The following is a 15,006-nucleotide window of genomic DNA, read 5'->3' on the forward strand; positions in this document are numbered from 1 at the left end:
CGGACGCGGCCGCGCACGGCCGCCGCGACCGCTGCCACGGCCGCCCCGCCGTGCCGCGGGGCCGCCTCGGCATCCAGCTGTACACCCTCCGCGACCAGGTCGGCACGGTCGGCTTCGGCAAGGTCTTCGACGCCCTGGAGCACTACGGCTACGACCAGGTCGAATACGCCGGCTACACCCAGGGCAACGGCCCCATCACCCTGCCCCGGCTGCGCCGCCTGGCCCGCGACCACGGCCTGCGCGCCATCGGCAGCCACGTCTCGTACCACGTCGACGACCCGGCGGGCTACTCCTTCGCCACCAGCCTGGAGCAGGTCCTCGACGACGCCGAGGCCCTCGACCTGCCGTACGTCGGCACCTGGGACGGCCCGTTCCGCTACGGCACCACGGTCGACGGCGTCAAGCGGGCCGCGGCCGAGTTCAACGCCTACGGCGCGGCGGCCCGGCGCCGCGGCCTGCGGTTCTACCAGCACAACCACGGCAACGAGTTCGGCTTCTGCACCGACGACCCGACGGTGCGGATCTACGACCTGATGCTCGCCGAGACGGACCCGGACCTGGTGTTCCTGGAGATGGACATCTACTGGGCCTACACCGGCGTCCACCGCTTCAGCGTCCGCCCGGACGGCACCCCGGCGCCGTTCGACCCGCTGGACTACGTCACGGCCGACCCGCGCCGCTTCCCGCTGTTCCACGTCAAGGACGGCGAGCACGACGAGGCGTCCCGCGACGGCTACCACATGGTGGACGTGGGCGACGGCGACATCGACTACCAGCGCTTCATCGGCACCGTCACCCGCGGCCGGTACCGCAAATACCACAACTGGCTCGTCGAACGCGACGACGCGGTGGACCCCGCCACGAACCCGGCCGGCTCCTTCAGCACGGCCCGCCGCTCCGCCGCCCACCTCCACCGCCTCCGCGCCTGACCCCGCCACACCCCCGACCGCCCCGGCCCGCCGCCCCACCGACGGGCCGGGGCCCCGGCGGCCACACACCGGAACCGGCCGCCACGGTCCGTAACCGGAAACCGGTGCGAGTCACCTGCCAATCCTTGGTATCGTTGGGGGTGCCCCGCGGCCCTCTGCCGCGGCACGGCAACCCGGTCCGGGTGGCGGAATGGCAGACGCGCTAGCTTGAGGTGCTAGTGCCCGTTAAGGGCGTGGGGGTTCAAGTCCCCCCTCGGACACATAATTGCCCCACGACCGCATTTTCAGGGGCAGGCGTCATTGGCACCCGGCTCTCACCTGGAGTGAGGAACGGGTTTTCTGTTCTTTACCCGTCCCTGGTGGTGGAGCGGGGCGCTGGTCAGCCGATGCGGATCCTTTCTCTTGTCGGGGTGCCGGCGGTCAGGGTCTGGTCCGCCGAGTCGTAGGTCAGCGTCACGTTCCCGGCCCGCAGCCGGGCGGCTGCCGCTTCGGGATCCGCTGGCTCGTCCTTCGGTGAGGCGAAGCAGCAGGGCGGGCAGACGGGCCAGGATGCGGTCCTCGCGGACGTAGGTGTTGGGGGTCCGCCCGGCGCCGGTGCCGGGGCCGGTGGCGCTGCTGCGGCAGCGGTAGGCCGGGCGGTCGTGGGGCCAGCAGGAGTCCATCCGCCGGCCGCACACCCCGCAGTGCAGCAGCCCGGCGAGCAGGTAGGTGCGCCCCGGCGCGGTGGTCCTGGCGCGCGTGCCCTGGACGGCGACGAAGTCGTCCTCGCCGACCAGGGCCGGATGTGCCTGCTGGCGGGAGATGATCCAGTCCTGCGGCGGGTTCCAGCGGGCGATGCCGCGGTGGCCGAGGGCGGTGTTGGCCGGGTCGATCAGTTCCTGGTCGGTGCGCTGGCGGTTCCAGACCTGGCGGCCGGTGTAGGGGGGTTGGCCAGGATCGCGCCGACCGAGGTCAGCGTCCAGCGGCCGCCGCTGCGGTGCGAGTTGCGGTCCGGGTCTGCCGCCGACGGACACGGCACCGCCGCATCGTTCAGAGCGCGGGCGATACGCGCCACGGTCTTGCCCGCGCGGCGTTGGGCGAACATCCAGGAGACGATCGGCGCGGTGGTGGGGTCGGCCTCCCAGCGTTGGCGCGGGCGCCGCGGCGAGCCCAGGCGCGGTTCGGGTGCGGGCCGGCATCGACGAGCCGGTAGCCGTAAGGTGGCCGGCCGCCGAGGTAGCGTCCCTGTTCGCGGGCCTGGACGGTCATGGCGGTCCGGGCACGGAGGCGGGCGCGGGCGATCTCCCGCTTGGACAAGCTGCACGCCTAACCGAGCACCGGTGGCGTGACGTGTTCACCTACCTGGTCAGCAATGAAGGTGTCCCGGAGGACGCGCGCACCAGCTTGGTCAGCGCCGCGCTGTGTGCCTACGACCCGCAAGCGACCTACGACCTGGACCAGGACTTCCGCGCCTTCGTCCTCAAGAACTACCGCGAGATGCCGGCCTTCACAGGGCCCCTAGCCGCATGGCTCGCCCAGGCCGAGCAGTCCGAGATCAAGGAACTCCACGCCTTCACAAGCGGCCTGCGCAAGGACCTCGCCGCTGTCACCGCCGGCCTCTCCCAGCACTGGAACTCCGGCCCTGTCGAAGGCGCCGTCACGCGCATCAAGCTACTCAAACGCCAGTCATGCGGCCGGGCCGGCTTCGACCTCCTCCGACGCCGCATACTCCTCGCCACCTGAGCGACTTCACGGAAAGTGCCGAAGAGCCAGCACGACAAGTCCGTTGACAGGCGTGCCTTTGAACGGGAAACGGGACGCAGGATGTGACCCCCACCGGACGTCCCCCACGTCGTTCATACGACATGAGAGACGCCCGGTCGTAGGAAGGGGTTCAGTCCGGGGAGGTGAAGGTCAACGCGTAGCCGCCGTACTGGGGGCAGGTACCCGACGCGGTGAACCCGGGCGGATTGCGATGGCGGATCTCGACGAATCCACCCGAACAGGCGACCCACAGCGTGGTGTCCGGCTTCTTGATGATGCAGTCCATCTGGATCTTCTGACCGCTACGCGTTGCTGTGCACGATCCCCGGTCCGGCTCATGCGGCGGCGGCAGCGCCTGCGCGCGCGGTGCGCTTTGAGCCCAAGCAGCAGATCGGGCCTCCGCAGAGGCGCGGGCCGTGGCGTCGGCGGGTGCGGCCAAGGTCAGCAGCGCGCCACCCAGGGCGAGCATGCTGATCAGGCTTCGCTGCAGACATCGAGACACGTGCGAGGCTCCTCTCGGTGGTGGAGGGTCCGGTATCGCTGCCTTGATGGCCGACGAGACCGAGAAAGGTCACGGGAGCGACCCAGAAGGAGAATCCCCAGCCCTGTGCTCCGGTCTCTACGTGATATCCGGTGAGTTTGCCGATCGCACCATGCGGTGAGGTGTCATTCTCCGCAAACGCGCTCACGGGTCGGTTAACCTCGCCGCCCTGGCCTGCGACCGGATCGGCGTGCTCTCCCACGGGCGGCCGGTGGCCGCAGGGCCGACCGCGGAGGTGCTCACCGCGGAGTTGGCCGAGGCCGTCTTCGGCGTCGCCGCCAGCGTTGTCCCGCACCCGGTGACGGGTGCTCCGCAACTGCTCTACTCGCTCAACCCTTCGGCTGTGAAAGGCGGCATACCGTCCTGCCCGTGCCCCTCCCGCTCCGGCCTCGCGCGACGTTCGGCCTGGCCCTGGTGTCCGCGCTGCTGCTCGGGGGGTGGGCTTCGGAGTACGCGAAGGTGAAAATGCTCGGCGACGACCTGGTCAACAAGGAGCTCGTCGTGGAGGCGAAGTCCGGCTTCGTCGTCGCCGGCTGGAACTCCGGCTTCAGCGACGAGCGCGGTATCACCGTGTCCGGGCGGTCGGCGGGCCAGAGACGGCCGCGGCTGCGTACGGCGGCGCGGGTGAGTCGGCGTGCCGCCGGCCAGGAAGGTGAGGGTGTAGCCCCCTCCGCCTCGAAGGCCCGGTTCGTGTGGTGGTGAGCGCCCGCGGTGACGGCGACGGAATCGGGCAGCCCGTCGCCGGCCTCCGGCTTGACGTGCAGGGGGGACCTCGGCCGGGTCGCGGTCGACCGGGGCGCCGGTGGTCTCGTCGTGCGGACCGGTTCGAGTGCGCCCGACTCGCAGGCGACGTCGACGTGCCCCTTGGAGAGGGTGACCGGCTTGGCGAGCGCCCGGGCAGCGGCCGGTCCGGGCGCGGTGGCGGCACCGGAGACGAGGAAGACGTGGTTTACGGTGGTGGACATCGCACCTCCGGACAGGGGAGGTTGGGCCCCTCGCAGCACTTTCCCGAGTCAGCCGCAGCCGGAGTAGTCGGCATGAGAAGCAGGACCGGGGCCGGCCCGGTCGGCCGGCGGGGCCGGGCCGCGGTAGGCGACGGTGAGGTTGCCGAGGCTGTCGTGGCTGATTTCGGCGTCGACCTCGAAGACGTCCGCCAGCCGGTCCGGGGTCAGGACGTCGGTGGGCGGGCCGGTGGCGACGAGGCGGCCGTGGTGCATGAGGAGCAGGCGGTCGCAGTAGCGGGCGGCCAGGGACAGGTCGTGCAGGGCGACCAGCACGGTCTGGTCGGTGGCGGTGAGCAGTTCCATGAGTTCCAGCTGGTGTTTGACGTCGAGGTGGTTGGTCGGCTCGTCGAGGAGGAGGGCGTAGGGCTGCTGGGCCAGGGCGCGGGCGATGTGGGCGCGCTGCCGTTCGCCGCCGGAGAGGGTCTTCCAGGTGCGGTCGGCCAGGTCGGCGAGGCCGAGGCGGTCCAGGGCGGCGTCGACCACGGCGCGGTCGGCCGCGTCCGGACCTCGCCACCGGTCGCGGAACGGGGTGCGGCCGAGGCCGACGACGTCGGTGACCCGCAGGTCGCTGTCGGTGCCGGTGGTCTGCTCGGCGAAGGCGAGGTGGCGGGCGATACGGCGCGGGCTCCAGCCGGCGATGTCCTGGCCGTCGTAACGCACCGTGCCGGTCGTGGGGGTGCGCAGGCCGGCCAGGCAGCGCAGCAGGGAGGACTTGCCGGAGCCGTTGGGCCCGATCAGCCCGGCCGTTTCGCCGGGGGCGATGTCGAGGCTGACGTCGTCGACGATGGTCGTGCCGGAGGCGGACCAGCTCAGGTGCTCGGCGGTGATCCTCACAGCTCACCTCGCCTGCGCATGATCAGCAGGAAGAGCGGGACGCCGAGCAGCGCGGTGAAGACGCCGACAGGGACCTCCTGCGGGTCGAAGGCGACGCGGGCGAGCGCGTCGGTCCAGATCAGGAACACCGCTCCGGCCAGCGCCGAGAACGGCAGCAGTACCCGGTGGAGCGGGCCGACGAGGAACCGTACGCCGTGCGGCACGATCAGCCCGACGAAGGCGATCGCGCCGACGGAGGCGACCGCCACCGCCGTCATCAGCGAGGCCGTGACGAGCAGGACGGTACGGGTCCTGCGGACGGCGATGCCCAGGGAGGCGGCGGTGTCGGCGCCGAAGCCGAAGGCGTCGAGCGCGCCTGCGTAGAGCCAGAGCACCACGAGACCGACCGCCGTCACCACCGAGCAGACGGCGACGGCGTTCCAGCGGGCGGACGCCATGGACCCCAGCAGCCACTGCAGGATCGCCCGGGTGACGTCCGCGTCGCCGGAGGCCATCATGATCAGGTAGGTCAGCGCGGTGAACAGCTCTGCCACCACCACGCCGGTGAGCACGACCCGCGCCGAGTCCAGTCCCGTACGCCGCAGCAGCAGCATCAGCAGGCCGAACGAGACCAGGGCGCCGACGAACGCCCCGCCGGTGACGCCCAGCGAGCCCATCCCCAGACCGAGGACGACCACCACCACGGCACCGGTCGAGGCACCGGAGGAGATCCCGAGCAGATAGGGGTCGGCCAGCGGGTTGCGGGTGACGGCCTGCAGGGCGGCGCCGCACACCGCCAGCCCGGCCCCGACCAGGGCCGCCAGCAGCACGCGCGGGAAGCGCAGGTCCCAGATCAGCGAATCGGTCAGGCGCGGCAGCGGCTCGACGTCCAGACCCAGGCGCGAGCCGATCACGTGCCACAGGTCCGCGTAGCCGACGTCCGCGACCCCGATGCGCACCGACACCGCCACGGAGGCGACCAGGGCCGCCGTGCCGAGCAGGAGCAGCGAAGCGAACGACAGCGCCGAGGGGCGGGACGCCGGTGTCTTGTCCGGCGCGGCTTCCGGAGCGGTCTGCGCCGCCGGCGGCGTCCGGCGGGCCGAGGGGTGCAGCAGATCCCTCCGGCCGGCGGCGGCCGCGGGCTCAGCTGACATATCCCAGGTCCTTCAGCCCTTTCGTCAGCAGGCGCAGCGTGTTCACGGTGCGCACCGAGGGGTCCATCTCGATGCCGGGGACCTCGATGATGCGGTTCTCGGTGACCGCGGTCAGCTTGGACGTCAGCGGGTCCTTGCGGATCATGTCCAGTTTCTCCTCGGCGCTGTCGCCCGGTGCGCCGCGCTCGGACAGGTCGCCGACCACGATGACGTCGGGGTCCTTCTCGGCGATCGCCTCCCAGGAGACCTCCGGCCAGTCCTCGTCGACGTCGTCGAAGGCGTTCTGCGCCCCGACGAGCCTGCTCATCTCGCTGGGCATGCCGCTCTCGCCGGCCACGTAGGGCAGGCCCTTGTAGACGGAGTACAGCCAGACCACGGTCGGCTTCTCTGTGACCTTCTCGGCGGTCTCGGTGGCCTGCTCCACGGCGGCCCGCTGCTCGGCGGCGAGCTGCTCGGCGCGCTTCTCGGCACCGAAGATCCTGCCGAGGTTCTCGTAGTCGTCGAAGAGGAGGTCGAAGGGGGTCTTGCCGGGGTCGTGGTGCTGCGGGCAGTCCACCGCGCTGACGTAGGAGGGAAGGCCGAGCTCGCCCAACTCCTCGCGGGTGCCGACCTGGTCCTTGGTGAACAGGTCGGTGAAGGAGGACACGACCACGTCCGGGGCGGCCTCCCGCAGCCGCTCGCCGGTGAGGATCTTCGGGCTGAGCACCGGCACCTCGCCGTAGGCGTCCGCGTACTTCCCGGCGACCTTCGTCTTGAGGTTGGAGGTGCCGGCCATGCGGTCGGCGAGCCCGAGCGCCAACAGCGTCTCCGTGGAGGACTGATCGAGGGTGACCGCCCGCTGCGGCGGCTCGTCGAAGGAGAGCTTCCGGCCGCAGCTGGCCACCGTCGCCGCCTGCCCTCCGCCGTCGTCCGTGGCGGCGGAGTCATCCGGCGATGAGCAGGCCGCCGCGACGACGGCGAGGGCTACGGCGACGCCGGTGAAGCGGGCAGGGTGGCGCATGGGTCCTCCGGTGTGGGCTTGTTGCAATGAAGAAGCAATAGCATCTTTCATGCAGTAGAGTTCGCCACACAATATAACGATAATGATTTTCAGAAATTAGCAGAGTCGCGGACGTCGTGAGACCCCGACGGAATGACAGGAGCACGCACCGTGCCGACCTCGCCCGCGCCCCTCCCTACCGCGACCAGCCCGTCGCCGAAGCGGTCCGTCGTGCGGGACGTGGCGTTCCTGCGGCTGTGGTGCGGGACCACGGCGTCGGGCCTGGCCACCTGGGCGCTGCCGTTCGTGCTCGGCCTGGCGGCGCTGGAGCGGACCCTACCCGTCGCGGAGCTGGGTCTGCTGCTGGCCGCACGCACGGTCGGCTTCCTCGCCGCGGTGCCGGTCGGCGGGGTGCTGGCCGACCGGCACTCCCGCCGCGCCGTGGTGTTCTGGTCGGGCATGGCAGCCGCCGCGTCCGCGCCGCTGCTGGCCGCCGGACTCGGCCGGTCGGTGGCGCTGACGGCTACGGCCGCCGCGCTGGCCGGGGCCGGACAAGGCGCCTGCCGGCCGGCGTTCCAGGCGATGGTCGCCGAGGTCGTCGACGCGGACCGCAGGCAGCAGGCCAACGCCGCCATGACGCTGGCGGTCCGGGTCACCACCCTGACCGGGCCCACGCTGGCCGCCCTGCTCGCCGTACTCCTGCACGTCCGGGGTCTGCTGCTGGGCATCGGGCTGCTCTGGCTGGCAGCCGCACTGGTACCCGGCCGGGGCACTCGGAGCGCACCCCCTGCGGCGCCCCCGCGCGCCTCGTTTCGCGCCGAGTTCGCGGACGGCGCACGCGAAGCGCGCCGCCACCCGTGGTTCGTCGCCGGTCTCGGCGCGCTGACCGCGGTCATCTTCGCCGGCTACTCCGCCACCGGCGTCGCCCTGCCTCTGGTCAGCCGGGACCGCTACGACACCGAGGCGGTGCTCGCCGCGGCGCTGACCGCGTACACCGCCGGCGCCCTGGCCGGGGCGCTGGTCATCGCCCGCTGGCGGCCGCGCGCCCAGGGCTGGGCCGCCCTGGCCGCACTGGCCGGCTACGGTTTCGCGCCGCTGAGCCTGATGCTTCCCGTCCACCCCGCGGTGGTGGTCGCCGCCTACGTGGTCGCCGGGCTCGGCATCGAGCTGTTCAACGTGCCCTGGTTCACCGCCACCCAGCGCGAGGTCGCCCCGGACAAGCTGGCCCGCGTCTCCTCGCTGGACTTCCTGCTCTCCTACGGCCTGGCCCCCGTCGGCCTGGCGCTCATCGCACCGGCCATCGACGCCTTCGGCCTCCGCCCGGTCCTCGGCATCTGTGCGCTGATCTGCTTCGTCGCTCCCGCCGCCGCCGCGCTGACCCCCACCGCCCGCCACTTCGCCCGCGCCACCGACAACCCGCTGTGAGCCCGCACACATGAGCCACGATCTCCCTCTCTACCAGCCGGCCGCCGTGCGCGCCGCCGGCGACTCCGGCGGGTGCGGCGTCGTCCCCGCCCGCGTCGGCCCCGAGGAGCGGCACCTGGCCCGCGCCCTGCTCGACCGGCACGGCGCCGTCGTCCTCACCGGCCACGACACGACAGCCGACGCCCTCGTCGTTGCCGCCGCGCACCTCCTCGGCGGCCGGTTGCGCGAGCTGTTCCCGCTGCGCGAGCGGCCCTCGCGCGACGCCGGCCCCGTGCACCTGCACGCCGACAGCTTCGACCTCGTCGTGGACATCGGCGGCGTCCAGCGCAGATGGCGCGATCCCGACGAGGACTACGTCCTCGTCCAGTGCCTGCGCCCGGCACCCCGCGGCGGGGACTCCTTCGCCGCCGACGCCTGCCGTTTCGTGGACGACCTCGCCACCACCGCCCCTGAGCTGCACGACTTCCTCACCGCCGCCGACGTGGACCTCTACGGGGCCTGGGCAGGTCTGCGCGGCCTGCCCGCCACCCCGCGCGTCGCCCGGCACGTCGAACACACCCGCGCCGGGCGGCGCATCGTCCGCCGCACGGACGGCGCCGTACCGCTGCACCGCGACCCCCGCGCCGACCACGTAGCGGCCATGCTCGACCGGTTCACCGCCGCCGTGCACGAGCTGGAGCCCGCACTGCCGCGCTTCCGGCTCGACGAGGGCGACATCCTCGTGCTGGACAACTACCGCTGCTGGCACGGCCGCGACGCACACCACGGCGAGCGCCTCGTGCGCATCCTCACCCTGCGCAGCACCGATGCCCGCTGATCACGGCCGCACCCGATCCGGCACCTGCATGGGGTCCGCACCGGCAGGAAGGGCCGGGAGCCCGAGGTGCCCCGACGGTGGCGGACTGACGGCCGAACGGAGGGAACTCCGCGGTCGGCCGCCCCGACCACTGAAGCGGACGGCCCCGCCTCCCCCCCGGTCGTTCGGTACGGATCCCGACGGCGAGAGGACCGGGACGACAGTGAACGAGCAGTTCGGTCGAGCAGGCACGGCGCTGCGGAGTGCGTTGCCGCCGCCGCGGTTCTTCGGGTTCCTGTTGGTGCTCGCGGTGGTGTTCGCCGTCGCCTACGGGGTGGGCTCGGCCGTGGGCCCCGTCGCTCCCGACATGCGGGGCTCCGATCCGGAGTCCAGCGTCGGCGACGCCCCCGGCGGCGACTCGCACGGGACGCACGGGCGATGACCGAGACCGCCTCGCGGCCCGGGGTCACCACCGACCTGGCGGTGGAAGGCATGACCTGCGCCGCCTGTGTACGCCGGGTCGAAAAGCGGCTCGGCCGACTCGACGGCGTGAGTGCGACCGTCAATCTCGCCACCGGCCGGGCCCGGGTGAGCCATCCGCCCGGCGTGACTGCCGACGCGCTCATCGACGCCGTGCGGCAGGCCGGTTACGCCGCCGCGCTGCCCGCGCCGGAACGCCCCGCGAAAAGCGGTGACCCGGACGACCCCGTACGGCGTGAGCGCGACCGGCTGGTGGTCACCGCGCTGCTCGCGGTGCCCGTGCTGGTGCTGTCGATGGTCCCGGCGCTGCAGTTCCGCAACTGGCAGTGGCTGTGTTTCGCGCTTGCCGCCCCGGTGGCGGTCTGGTCGGCGTGGCCGTTCCACAGCCGCGCGCTGCGCGGGCTGCGGCACGGTGCGTCCACCATGGACACGCTGGTCTCGCTGGGCGTGGCGGCCTCGTTCTCCTGGTCGGCGTACGCGCTGTTCCTCGGGGGCGCGGGCGAGCCGGACATGCGGATGGCCTTCAGCCTGGTGCCGGACGCCGGACACGGGCCCGCGCACGTGTACCTGGAGGCGGCGGCCGGGGTGCCGCTGTTCGTCCTGGCGGGGCGGTTCCTGGAGGCGCGGGGCCGGCGCGCCACCGGTGCGGCGCTGCGGGGGCTCGCCCGGCTCCGGGTCAGGGACGTGGTCGTACGCGAGGACGGGGCGGAACGCCGCATCGCCGTCGAGGAGTTGCGGGTCGGGCAGCACTTCCTCGTACGGCCCGGGGAGCGGATCGCCACCGACGGCGTCGTGGTGGAGGGCAGCTCCGCCGTGGACCTCTCGCTGGTCACCGGTGAGAGCGAGCCGGTGGAGGTGCGGCCGGGCGCGGAGGTGACGGGTGGCGCGGTCAACGCCGGCGGACTGCTGGTCGTACGGGCCACCGCCGTCGGGGCCGGTACCCGACTGGCCCGTATCGCCCGGATGGTCGCCGAGGCACAGGCCGGCAAGGCGCGCGTCCAGCGGCTCGCCGACAGCGTGGCCGGTGTGTTCGTGCCCGCGGTGCTCGCCGTGGCCGCCGTCGTCCTCGGCTTCTGGACCGGTGCGGGGGCGGACTCGCAGGGCGCGGTCACCGCGTGCGTCGCCGTCCTGGTGGTGGCGTGCCCGTGCGCGCTCGGCCTCGCCACCCCCACCGCGCTGATGGCCGCCACCGGCCGCGGCGCCGGAGCCGGGGTCCTGGTCCGCGGCGCCCGCGCTCTGGAGACCCTGCACGGCGTCGACACCGTCGTGCTGGACAAGACCGGCACGCTGACCACCGGCCGCATGCACGTCGTCCGGGTCACCGCGCGGCCGGAGGGCCCGGGCGAGGCGGAGGTGCTGCGGCTGGCGGGCGGGGTGGAGCAGGGTTCGGAGCATCCGGTCGGGCGGGCCGTCGCGGACCACGCGCGGCGCGTACAGTCCGGGCAGGCGCTGCCGGAGGTACGCGAGTTCCGCGCCACGGCGGGGCGGGGCGTCAGCGGGTACGCCGACGGCCGGCGGGTGGAGGTCCGTACCCCCGGGGAGACGTTGCCCGACGCCCTGGCACACGCGCTCGCTGAGGCCGAGGCAGCCGGGCGCACCACCGTCGAGGTGGCGGTGGACGGCGTGGCCGAGGCGGTGATCGAGGTCGGCGACGTGCTGCGACCGGGCAGCTACCGGGCCGTCGACCGCCTCCGCCGCCTCGGGGTACGGCCGGTGCTGGCCAGCGGCGACCGCGAGGCGCCGGTCCGCGCGGTCGCCGCCGAGCTGCGGATCGCGGAGACGCACGCCCGCTGCACACCGGAGGACAAGGCTGGGCTCGTACGACGGCTGCGCGCGGAGGGACACCGGGTCGCGGTGGTCGGCGACGGCGTCAACGACGCCGCGGCGCTCTCGGTCGCAGAGCTGGGCATCGCCCTGGGCAGCGGCACCGATGTCGCGGCCGAGGCCGCCGATGTGACCTTGGTACGCCATGACATCGACGCGGTGGCGGACGCGGTGCGGCTGGCCCGCCGCACGAGGGGCACGATCCGGGCCAACCTGCTGTGGGCCTTCGGCTACAACGCGGTCACCGTGCCGCTGGCCGCCGTCGGCCTGCTCACCCCCATGCTGGCCGCCGCCGCGATGTCGGCGAGTTCGCTGCTGGTCGTCGGCAACAGCCTGCGCCTGCGTACCGTGCGGCTGTCCGGCAAGGCGCAGAGGAACGGAACGTCGGCGGACATGCGGCGCGTTGCAGGGAGGAAGCCGTGACCCGACCTGACCGGCGAAGGCGTTTCCGCGAGGCGTTGCGCGCCGTACTCGCACCGGTGGTGGCGAGCGCGGTCGCACTGGCGGGCCTGTCCGCCTGGGCCGCCACGGGCAACGCCGGCGTGCCGCCCCGGATCGGAGAGGTCGTGGGGTACGTGCTCCTGCCGTACGGGGAGCAACGCAACACCTCCGCCTTCTTCCTGATCCCCAACACGGGCGACGTGGACGACCGGCTCCTCTCGGTCACCTCGCCGGCCGCCGGCGAGAACGGCACCCGGCTCGGCCGGCACCGGGCCACGGCCGGGGGCGGGGCGGCGTACACCGAGGTCGTCAGCTCGGCCGCCATCCCGGCTCGGACCAGCCTGGACATGGACCCGCACAACGTGCGGGTGTTGCTGACCGCCCCGAACGGCTGGAAACCGGGCGATACGGTGCCGTTCACCTTGCACTTCGAGCACAGCGGGAGCGTCGGGACGGAGGCGGTCGTCGTCCGCCCCGGTGCCCGCTGAGGGGACACGGCACTCGTCGCTCCAGAGCGATCCGCCGGGAACCCACCGCCCGGCTCCTCCGACTTCTCTTCGAGGAGCGGTGACGACGAGTCGCGGCGAGGAGGCGGTGTGGGCGGCGGGTTGGAGGTGCGCATGCGCGGGGTCGGCTGCCGGCACGGCCGCGTCGAGGCCGTGCGGGACGTCGACCTCGACGTGGCGGCCGGCGAGCGGGTTGCGCTGACCGGCACCAACGGGTCGGGCAAGACCACGCTGCTACGGGCCGTGCTCGGGCTGCACCGCCAGGCGCGCGGCCGGATCCTCGTCGGCGGCCGGGAGGCCGGCACCGCGGCCGGGTGGGCATGGCGGCGGCGGGCGTGCGCGTGGATCCCGCAGAAGCCGGCCACGGGCCGCTTCCCGCTGCCGGCCCGGGAGCTGCTGGCCAGCGGGGGCGCCCCCGCGGAAGCGGCCAAGGCGGCGGCGGAGCTGGGGGTCGGGGAACTCGCCTGCCGTCCCGTCGACACGTTGTCCGGCGGCCAGTTGCAGCGTATGTACCTGGCCCGCGCCATCGGCTGCGCCGCGGCCGGGGCGGGAGTCCTCCTCGCCGACGAGCCCACCGCCGCGCTCGACTTCGCCGGGCAGGAGGAGGCCGCGGACGTGCTGCTCGGGCTGCCGGTGACGACGATCGTCGTCACCCACGACCGTGCACTGGCGGACCGCTGCGACCGGGTCCTGGAGATGGCCGCGGGCAGCCTGCGGGAGGTCCGGTGATCCTGGCCGTCGCCGACGTCGGCGAGCTGCTGCAGCTGGCGCCCGTGCAGCGGGCGGGCGCGGGCCTGCTGCTGGCCTCCGCCGGCCTTCCCGTGATCGGCGTGGTGATCGTCGGGCTCGACATCATGCCGGTGCGGTTCGCGATGATGCACGTCGCGCTGCTGGGCATCGCGGTCGGGCTGTGGACCGGTCTCGATCCGATGCTGTGCGCGCTGGTCGCGTGCGCGCTGGCGGGTGCCGGCGTGGCGCCGATGGCCCGCAGCCCAGACGGACTCTCGGGGGCGATGGGGCTGCTGATGAGCTTGGCCATCGCGGCGGCGCTGCTGACGCTGTCGGTTGCCGGCGTCAACGCGTCCGGCGCGTTCGCGCTGCTGTGGGGCTCGATCCTGTCGGTGGAGACCGCCGATCTGTGGCTCCTCGGCGCCCTGGCCGTCGTGGTGCCCGCGCTGTTCTGGTGGCGGCGCCGCGACCTGGCGCTGCTGCTGTACGACCGCGAGCTGGCGCTCGCCTCCGGGGTACGGGTCGAGCGGCTGACCCTGTTTCTGCTCGTGCTGGTCGCGGTGTCGGTCGCCGGGGCGATCAAGCTGACCGGTGCGCTGCTCGTCGACGCGCTGACCCTGCTGCCCGCACTGGCCGCCCGCCGGATCGGGACGTCGCTGACGTCCATCACCGTCTGGGCGGTGGTCATCGGGATATCCGTCAACACCGCGGGTTTCCTGCTCGCCCTCGCCTTCGACCTTCCGCCGGGCCCCGTCCTCGTCCTCGTCGCCGGGGCCGTGGTCCTGGCCGTCCACGTCATTCCGGAACGGAGAACACACGCATGGCGCGCACCCGCGTCCCTCGCACCCCCTTCCTCGCACTGACCCTCTGCGCAGGTCTCGCCCTCACCGCGACCGGCTGTGGTGACGACGACTCCGGCTCCGACAGCTCCGGGAGCGGGACCGGGGGGCCGTCGATCGTCGTCACCACCGCCTGGGAAGGCGGCTTCGCCACGGCCGCGGGCGCCGAGGACGTGCAGGTCCTGGTGCCGCCCTCGGTGCAGCACGCCCCCGACTACGAACCCAAGCCGTCCGACCTCGCCGTCGTGGCCGAGGCCGACTTCGTGCTCTACGCGCCGTTCGAGCCGTACGCCGAGCAGATCAAGGAGGCCGCCGGGTCCGACGCGGAGCTGGTCGAGGTCGCCCTCGACAACGACGCCGGCACGGTGAAGACCGAGGTGGCGCGGCTGGGTCGGATGTTCGGCACCGAGAAGGCCGCGACGAAGTGGACGAAGACCTTCGACGCCGAGTACGCCGAGCTGAGCGCCGGTCTGAAGGAGGCCCGGCCCGGCGGCGAAGCCCCCGCGGCGGTCGCGCAGGTCTTCACCGCCTGGGCGGGCAAGATGGCGGGCGTGCGGATGCTCGGCACGTACGGGCCCGATCCCGTGACGGCGCAGGAGGTGTCCGATCTGTCGGCGAAGAAGCCGGATCTGGTGCTCGACAACGCCCATATGTCGACCGGAACCGTCCTCCCGGACTCGGGCGCGGACCAGGTGAAGATCGTCAACTATCCGGGCGAGGACCTGGACCTGCTGGCCGTGTACCGCGACGCCGCGGCGGAGATGGAGACGGCGCTGGGCGCGCGGTGACAGGGCGTCACCTGC

General features: G+C 73.2%; 16 protein-coding genes, 1 tRNA gene and 1 pseudogene. 12 read left to right on the top strand and 6 right to left on the bottom strand.

Annotation, left to right across the window (positions count from 1 at the left end):
- A partial coding sequence (locus tag ABD317_RS00735) for a sugar phosphate isomerase/epimerase family protein (RefSeq protein WP_344286701.1) occupies positions 1-929 on the top strand: 929 nt, incomplete at its 5' end.
- A 176-nt stretch (positions 930-1,105) separates the two neighbouring features.
- A tRNA-Leu gene (locus ABD317_RS00740) sits at positions 1,106-1,189 on the top strand.
- 54 nt (positions 1,190-1,243) lie between these two features.
- Here ABD317_RS00740 and ABD317_RS00745 read toward each other — a convergent pair.
- The gene (locus ABD317_RS00745) at positions 1,244-1,591 is read right to left on the bottom strand and encodes a hypothetical protein (protein ID WP_344286902.1); all 348 of its coding nucleotides are present in this window, start codon (positions 1,589-1,591) and stop codon (positions 1,244-1,246) included.
- A gap of 209 nt (positions 1,592-1,800) precedes the next feature.
- A complete protein-coding gene (locus ABD317_RS00750; protein WP_344286703.1) occupies positions 1,801-2,013 on the bottom strand; it encodes a hypothetical protein in 213 nt (70 codons plus the stop codon).
- Positions 2,014-2,258: 245 nt separating this feature from the next.
- Here ABD317_RS00750 and ABD317_RS00755 point away from each other — a divergent pair, with 245 nt between their 5' ends.
- Positions 2,259-2,651 (top strand): transposase, encoded by a 393-nt coding sequence (locus tag ABD317_RS00755; RefSeq protein ID WP_344286705.1) that lies wholly within the window; start codon positions 2,259-2,261, stop codon positions 2,649-2,651.
- Positions 2,652-2,802: 151 nt separating this feature from the next.
- Here ABD317_RS00755 and ABD317_RS00760 read toward each other — a convergent pair whose 3' ends face one another.
- A complete protein-coding gene (locus tag ABD317_RS00760) occupies positions 2,803-3,141 on the bottom strand; it encodes a hypothetical protein (protein ID WP_344286707.1) in 339 nt (112 codons plus the stop codon).
- 510 nt (positions 3,142-3,651) lie between these two features.
- On the opposite strand from ABD317_RS00760, the pseudogene ABD317_RS37660 reads away from it, so the two are divergent.
- A pseudogene (locus tag ABD317_RS37660) lies at positions 3,652-3,783 on the top strand (ABC transporter substrate-binding protein); the annotation flags it as partial.
- Positions 3,784-4,226: 443 nt separating this feature from the next.
- On the opposite strand, the gene ABD317_RS00775 reads toward ABD317_RS37660, so the two are convergent.
- From ABD317_RS00775 to ABD317_RS00785, 3 genes are read right to left on the bottom strand one after another with little or no spacing between them, the layout of a single operon-like run.
- Positions 4,227-5,051: an ABC transporter ATP-binding protein gene (locus ABD317_RS00775; protein WP_344286709.1), complete on the bottom strand. Its 825-nt coding sequence runs from the start codon at positions 5,049-5,051 to the stop codon at positions 4,227-4,229.
- The gene (locus tag ABD317_RS00780; protein WP_344286711.1) at positions 5,048-6,184 is read right to left on the bottom strand and encodes a FecCD family ABC transporter permease; all 1,137 of its coding nucleotides are present in this window, start codon (positions 6,182-6,184) and stop codon (positions 5,048-5,050) included. Before ABD317_RS00780 ends, ABD317_RS00775 begins: the two co-directional genes overlap by 4 nt.
- Complete coding sequence (locus ABD317_RS00785; RefSeq protein ID WP_344286713.1) at positions 6,174-7,184, bottom strand: ABC transporter substrate-binding protein; 1,011 nt, start codon at positions 7,182-7,184, stop codon at positions 6,174-6,176. The genes ABD317_RS00780 and ABD317_RS00785 overlap by 11 nt, the downstream gene beginning before the upstream one ends.
- 150 nt (positions 7,185-7,334) lie before the next feature.
- Here ABD317_RS00785 and ABD317_RS00790 point away from each other — a divergent pair, with 150 nt between their 5' ends.
- The 8 genes from ABD317_RS00790 to ABD317_RS00825 all read left to right on the top strand — a co-directional run bounded on the left by ABD317_RS00790 (position 7,335) and on the right by ABD317_RS00825 (position 14,991).
- A complete protein-coding gene (locus ABD317_RS00790) occupies positions 7,335-8,588 on the top strand; it encodes an MFS transporter (RefSeq protein ID WP_344286715.1) in 1,254 nt (417 codons plus the stop codon).
- 10 nt (positions 8,589-8,598) lie between these two features.
- Positions 8,599-9,405, top strand: a complete 807-nt coding sequence (locus tag ABD317_RS00795) for a TauD/TfdA family dioxygenase (protein WP_344286717.1) — start codon at positions 8,599-8,601, stop codon at positions 9,403-9,405.
- Between the two features lie 202 nt (positions 9,406-9,607).
- Positions 9,608-9,826, top strand: coding sequence for a hypothetical protein (locus ABD317_RS00800; RefSeq protein WP_344286719.1), 219 nt, complete (start codon positions 9,608-9,610; stop codon positions 9,824-9,826).
- On the top strand, positions 9,823-12,111 hold the full coding sequence (locus tag ABD317_RS00805) for a heavy metal translocating P-type ATPase (RefSeq protein WP_344286721.1): 2,289 nt from the start codon (positions 9,823-9,825) through the stop codon (positions 12,109-12,111). Before ABD317_RS00800 ends, ABD317_RS00805 begins: the two co-directional genes overlap by 4 nt.
- On the top strand, positions 12,108-12,617 hold the full coding sequence (locus ABD317_RS00810) for a copper chaperone PCu(A)C (RefSeq protein ID WP_344286723.1): 510 nt from the start codon (positions 12,108-12,110) through the stop codon (positions 12,615-12,617). The genes ABD317_RS00805 and ABD317_RS00810 overlap by 4 nt, the downstream gene beginning before the upstream one ends.
- Positions 12,618-12,749: 132 nt before the next feature.
- Entirely contained in the window at positions 12,750-13,364 is a 615-nt protein-coding gene (locus tag ABD317_RS00815) for an ATP-binding cassette domain-containing protein (RefSeq protein WP_344286904.1), read from the top strand.
- Positions 13,361-14,227 carry a metal ABC transporter permease gene (locus tag ABD317_RS00820; protein ID WP_425582238.1) on the top strand — a complete coding sequence of 289 codons (867 nt, stop codon included), beginning with the start codon at positions 13,361-13,363 and terminating at the stop codon, positions 14,225-14,227. Before ABD317_RS00815 ends, ABD317_RS00820 begins: the two co-directional genes overlap by 4 nt.
- Positions 14,185-14,991 (top strand): metal ABC transporter substrate-binding protein, encoded by an 807-nt coding sequence (locus tag ABD317_RS00825; RefSeq protein ID WP_344286725.1) that lies wholly within the window; start codon positions 14,185-14,187, stop codon positions 14,989-14,991. The genes ABD317_RS00820 and ABD317_RS00825 overlap by 43 nt, the downstream gene beginning before the upstream one ends.
- Positions 14,992-15,006 lie beyond the last annotated feature (15 nt).

The sequence above is a fragment of the Streptomyces synnematoformans genome, assembly GCF_039531005.1.
GTDB classification, from domain to species: Bacteria; Actinomycetota; Actinomycetes; order Streptomycetales; family Streptomycetaceae; genus Streptomyces; species Streptomyces synnematoformans.

What these genes read in the sequence shown, in the direction of transcription:
- ABD317_RS00745 (WP_344286902.1), bottom strand. Translation starts at nt 1,591, where the DNA reads ATGGACTCCTGCTGGCCCCACGACCGCCCGGCCTACCGCTGCCGCAGC.
- ABD317_RS00750 (WP_344286703.1), bottom strand. Translation starts at nt 2,013, where the DNA reads ATGTTCGCCCAACGCCGCGCGGGCAAGACCGTGGCGCGTATCGCCCGC.
- ABD317_RS00760 (WP_344286707.1), bottom strand. Translation starts at nt 3,141, where the DNA reads ATGCTCGCCCTGGGTGGCGCGCTGCTGACCTTGGCCGCACCCGCCGAC.
- ABD317_RS00780 (WP_344286711.1), bottom strand. Translation starts at nt 6,184, where the DNA reads ATGTCAGCTGAGCCCGCGGCCGCCGCCGGCCGGAGGGATCTGCTGCAC.
- ABD317_RS00785 (WP_344286713.1), bottom strand. Translation starts at nt 7,184, where the DNA reads ATGCGCCACCCTGCCCGCTTCACCGGCGTCGCCGTAGCCCTCGCCGTC.
- ABD317_RS00795 (WP_344286717.1), top strand. Translation starts at nt 8,599, where the DNA reads ATGAGCCACGATCTCCCTCTCTACCAGCCGGCCGCCGTGCGCGCCGCC.
- ABD317_RS00805 (WP_344286721.1), top strand. Translation starts at nt 9,823, where the DNA reads ATGACCGAGACCGCCTCGCGGCCCGGGGTCACCACCGACCTGGCGGTG.
- ABD317_RS00815 (WP_344286904.1), top strand. Translation starts at nt 12,750, where the DNA reads ATGCGCGGGGTCGGCTGCCGGCACGGCCGCGTCGAGGCCGTGCGGGAC.
- ABD317_RS00825 (WP_344286725.1), top strand. Translation starts at nt 14,185, where the DNA reads ATGGCGCGCACCCGCGTCCCTCGCACCCCCTTCCTCGCACTGACCCTC.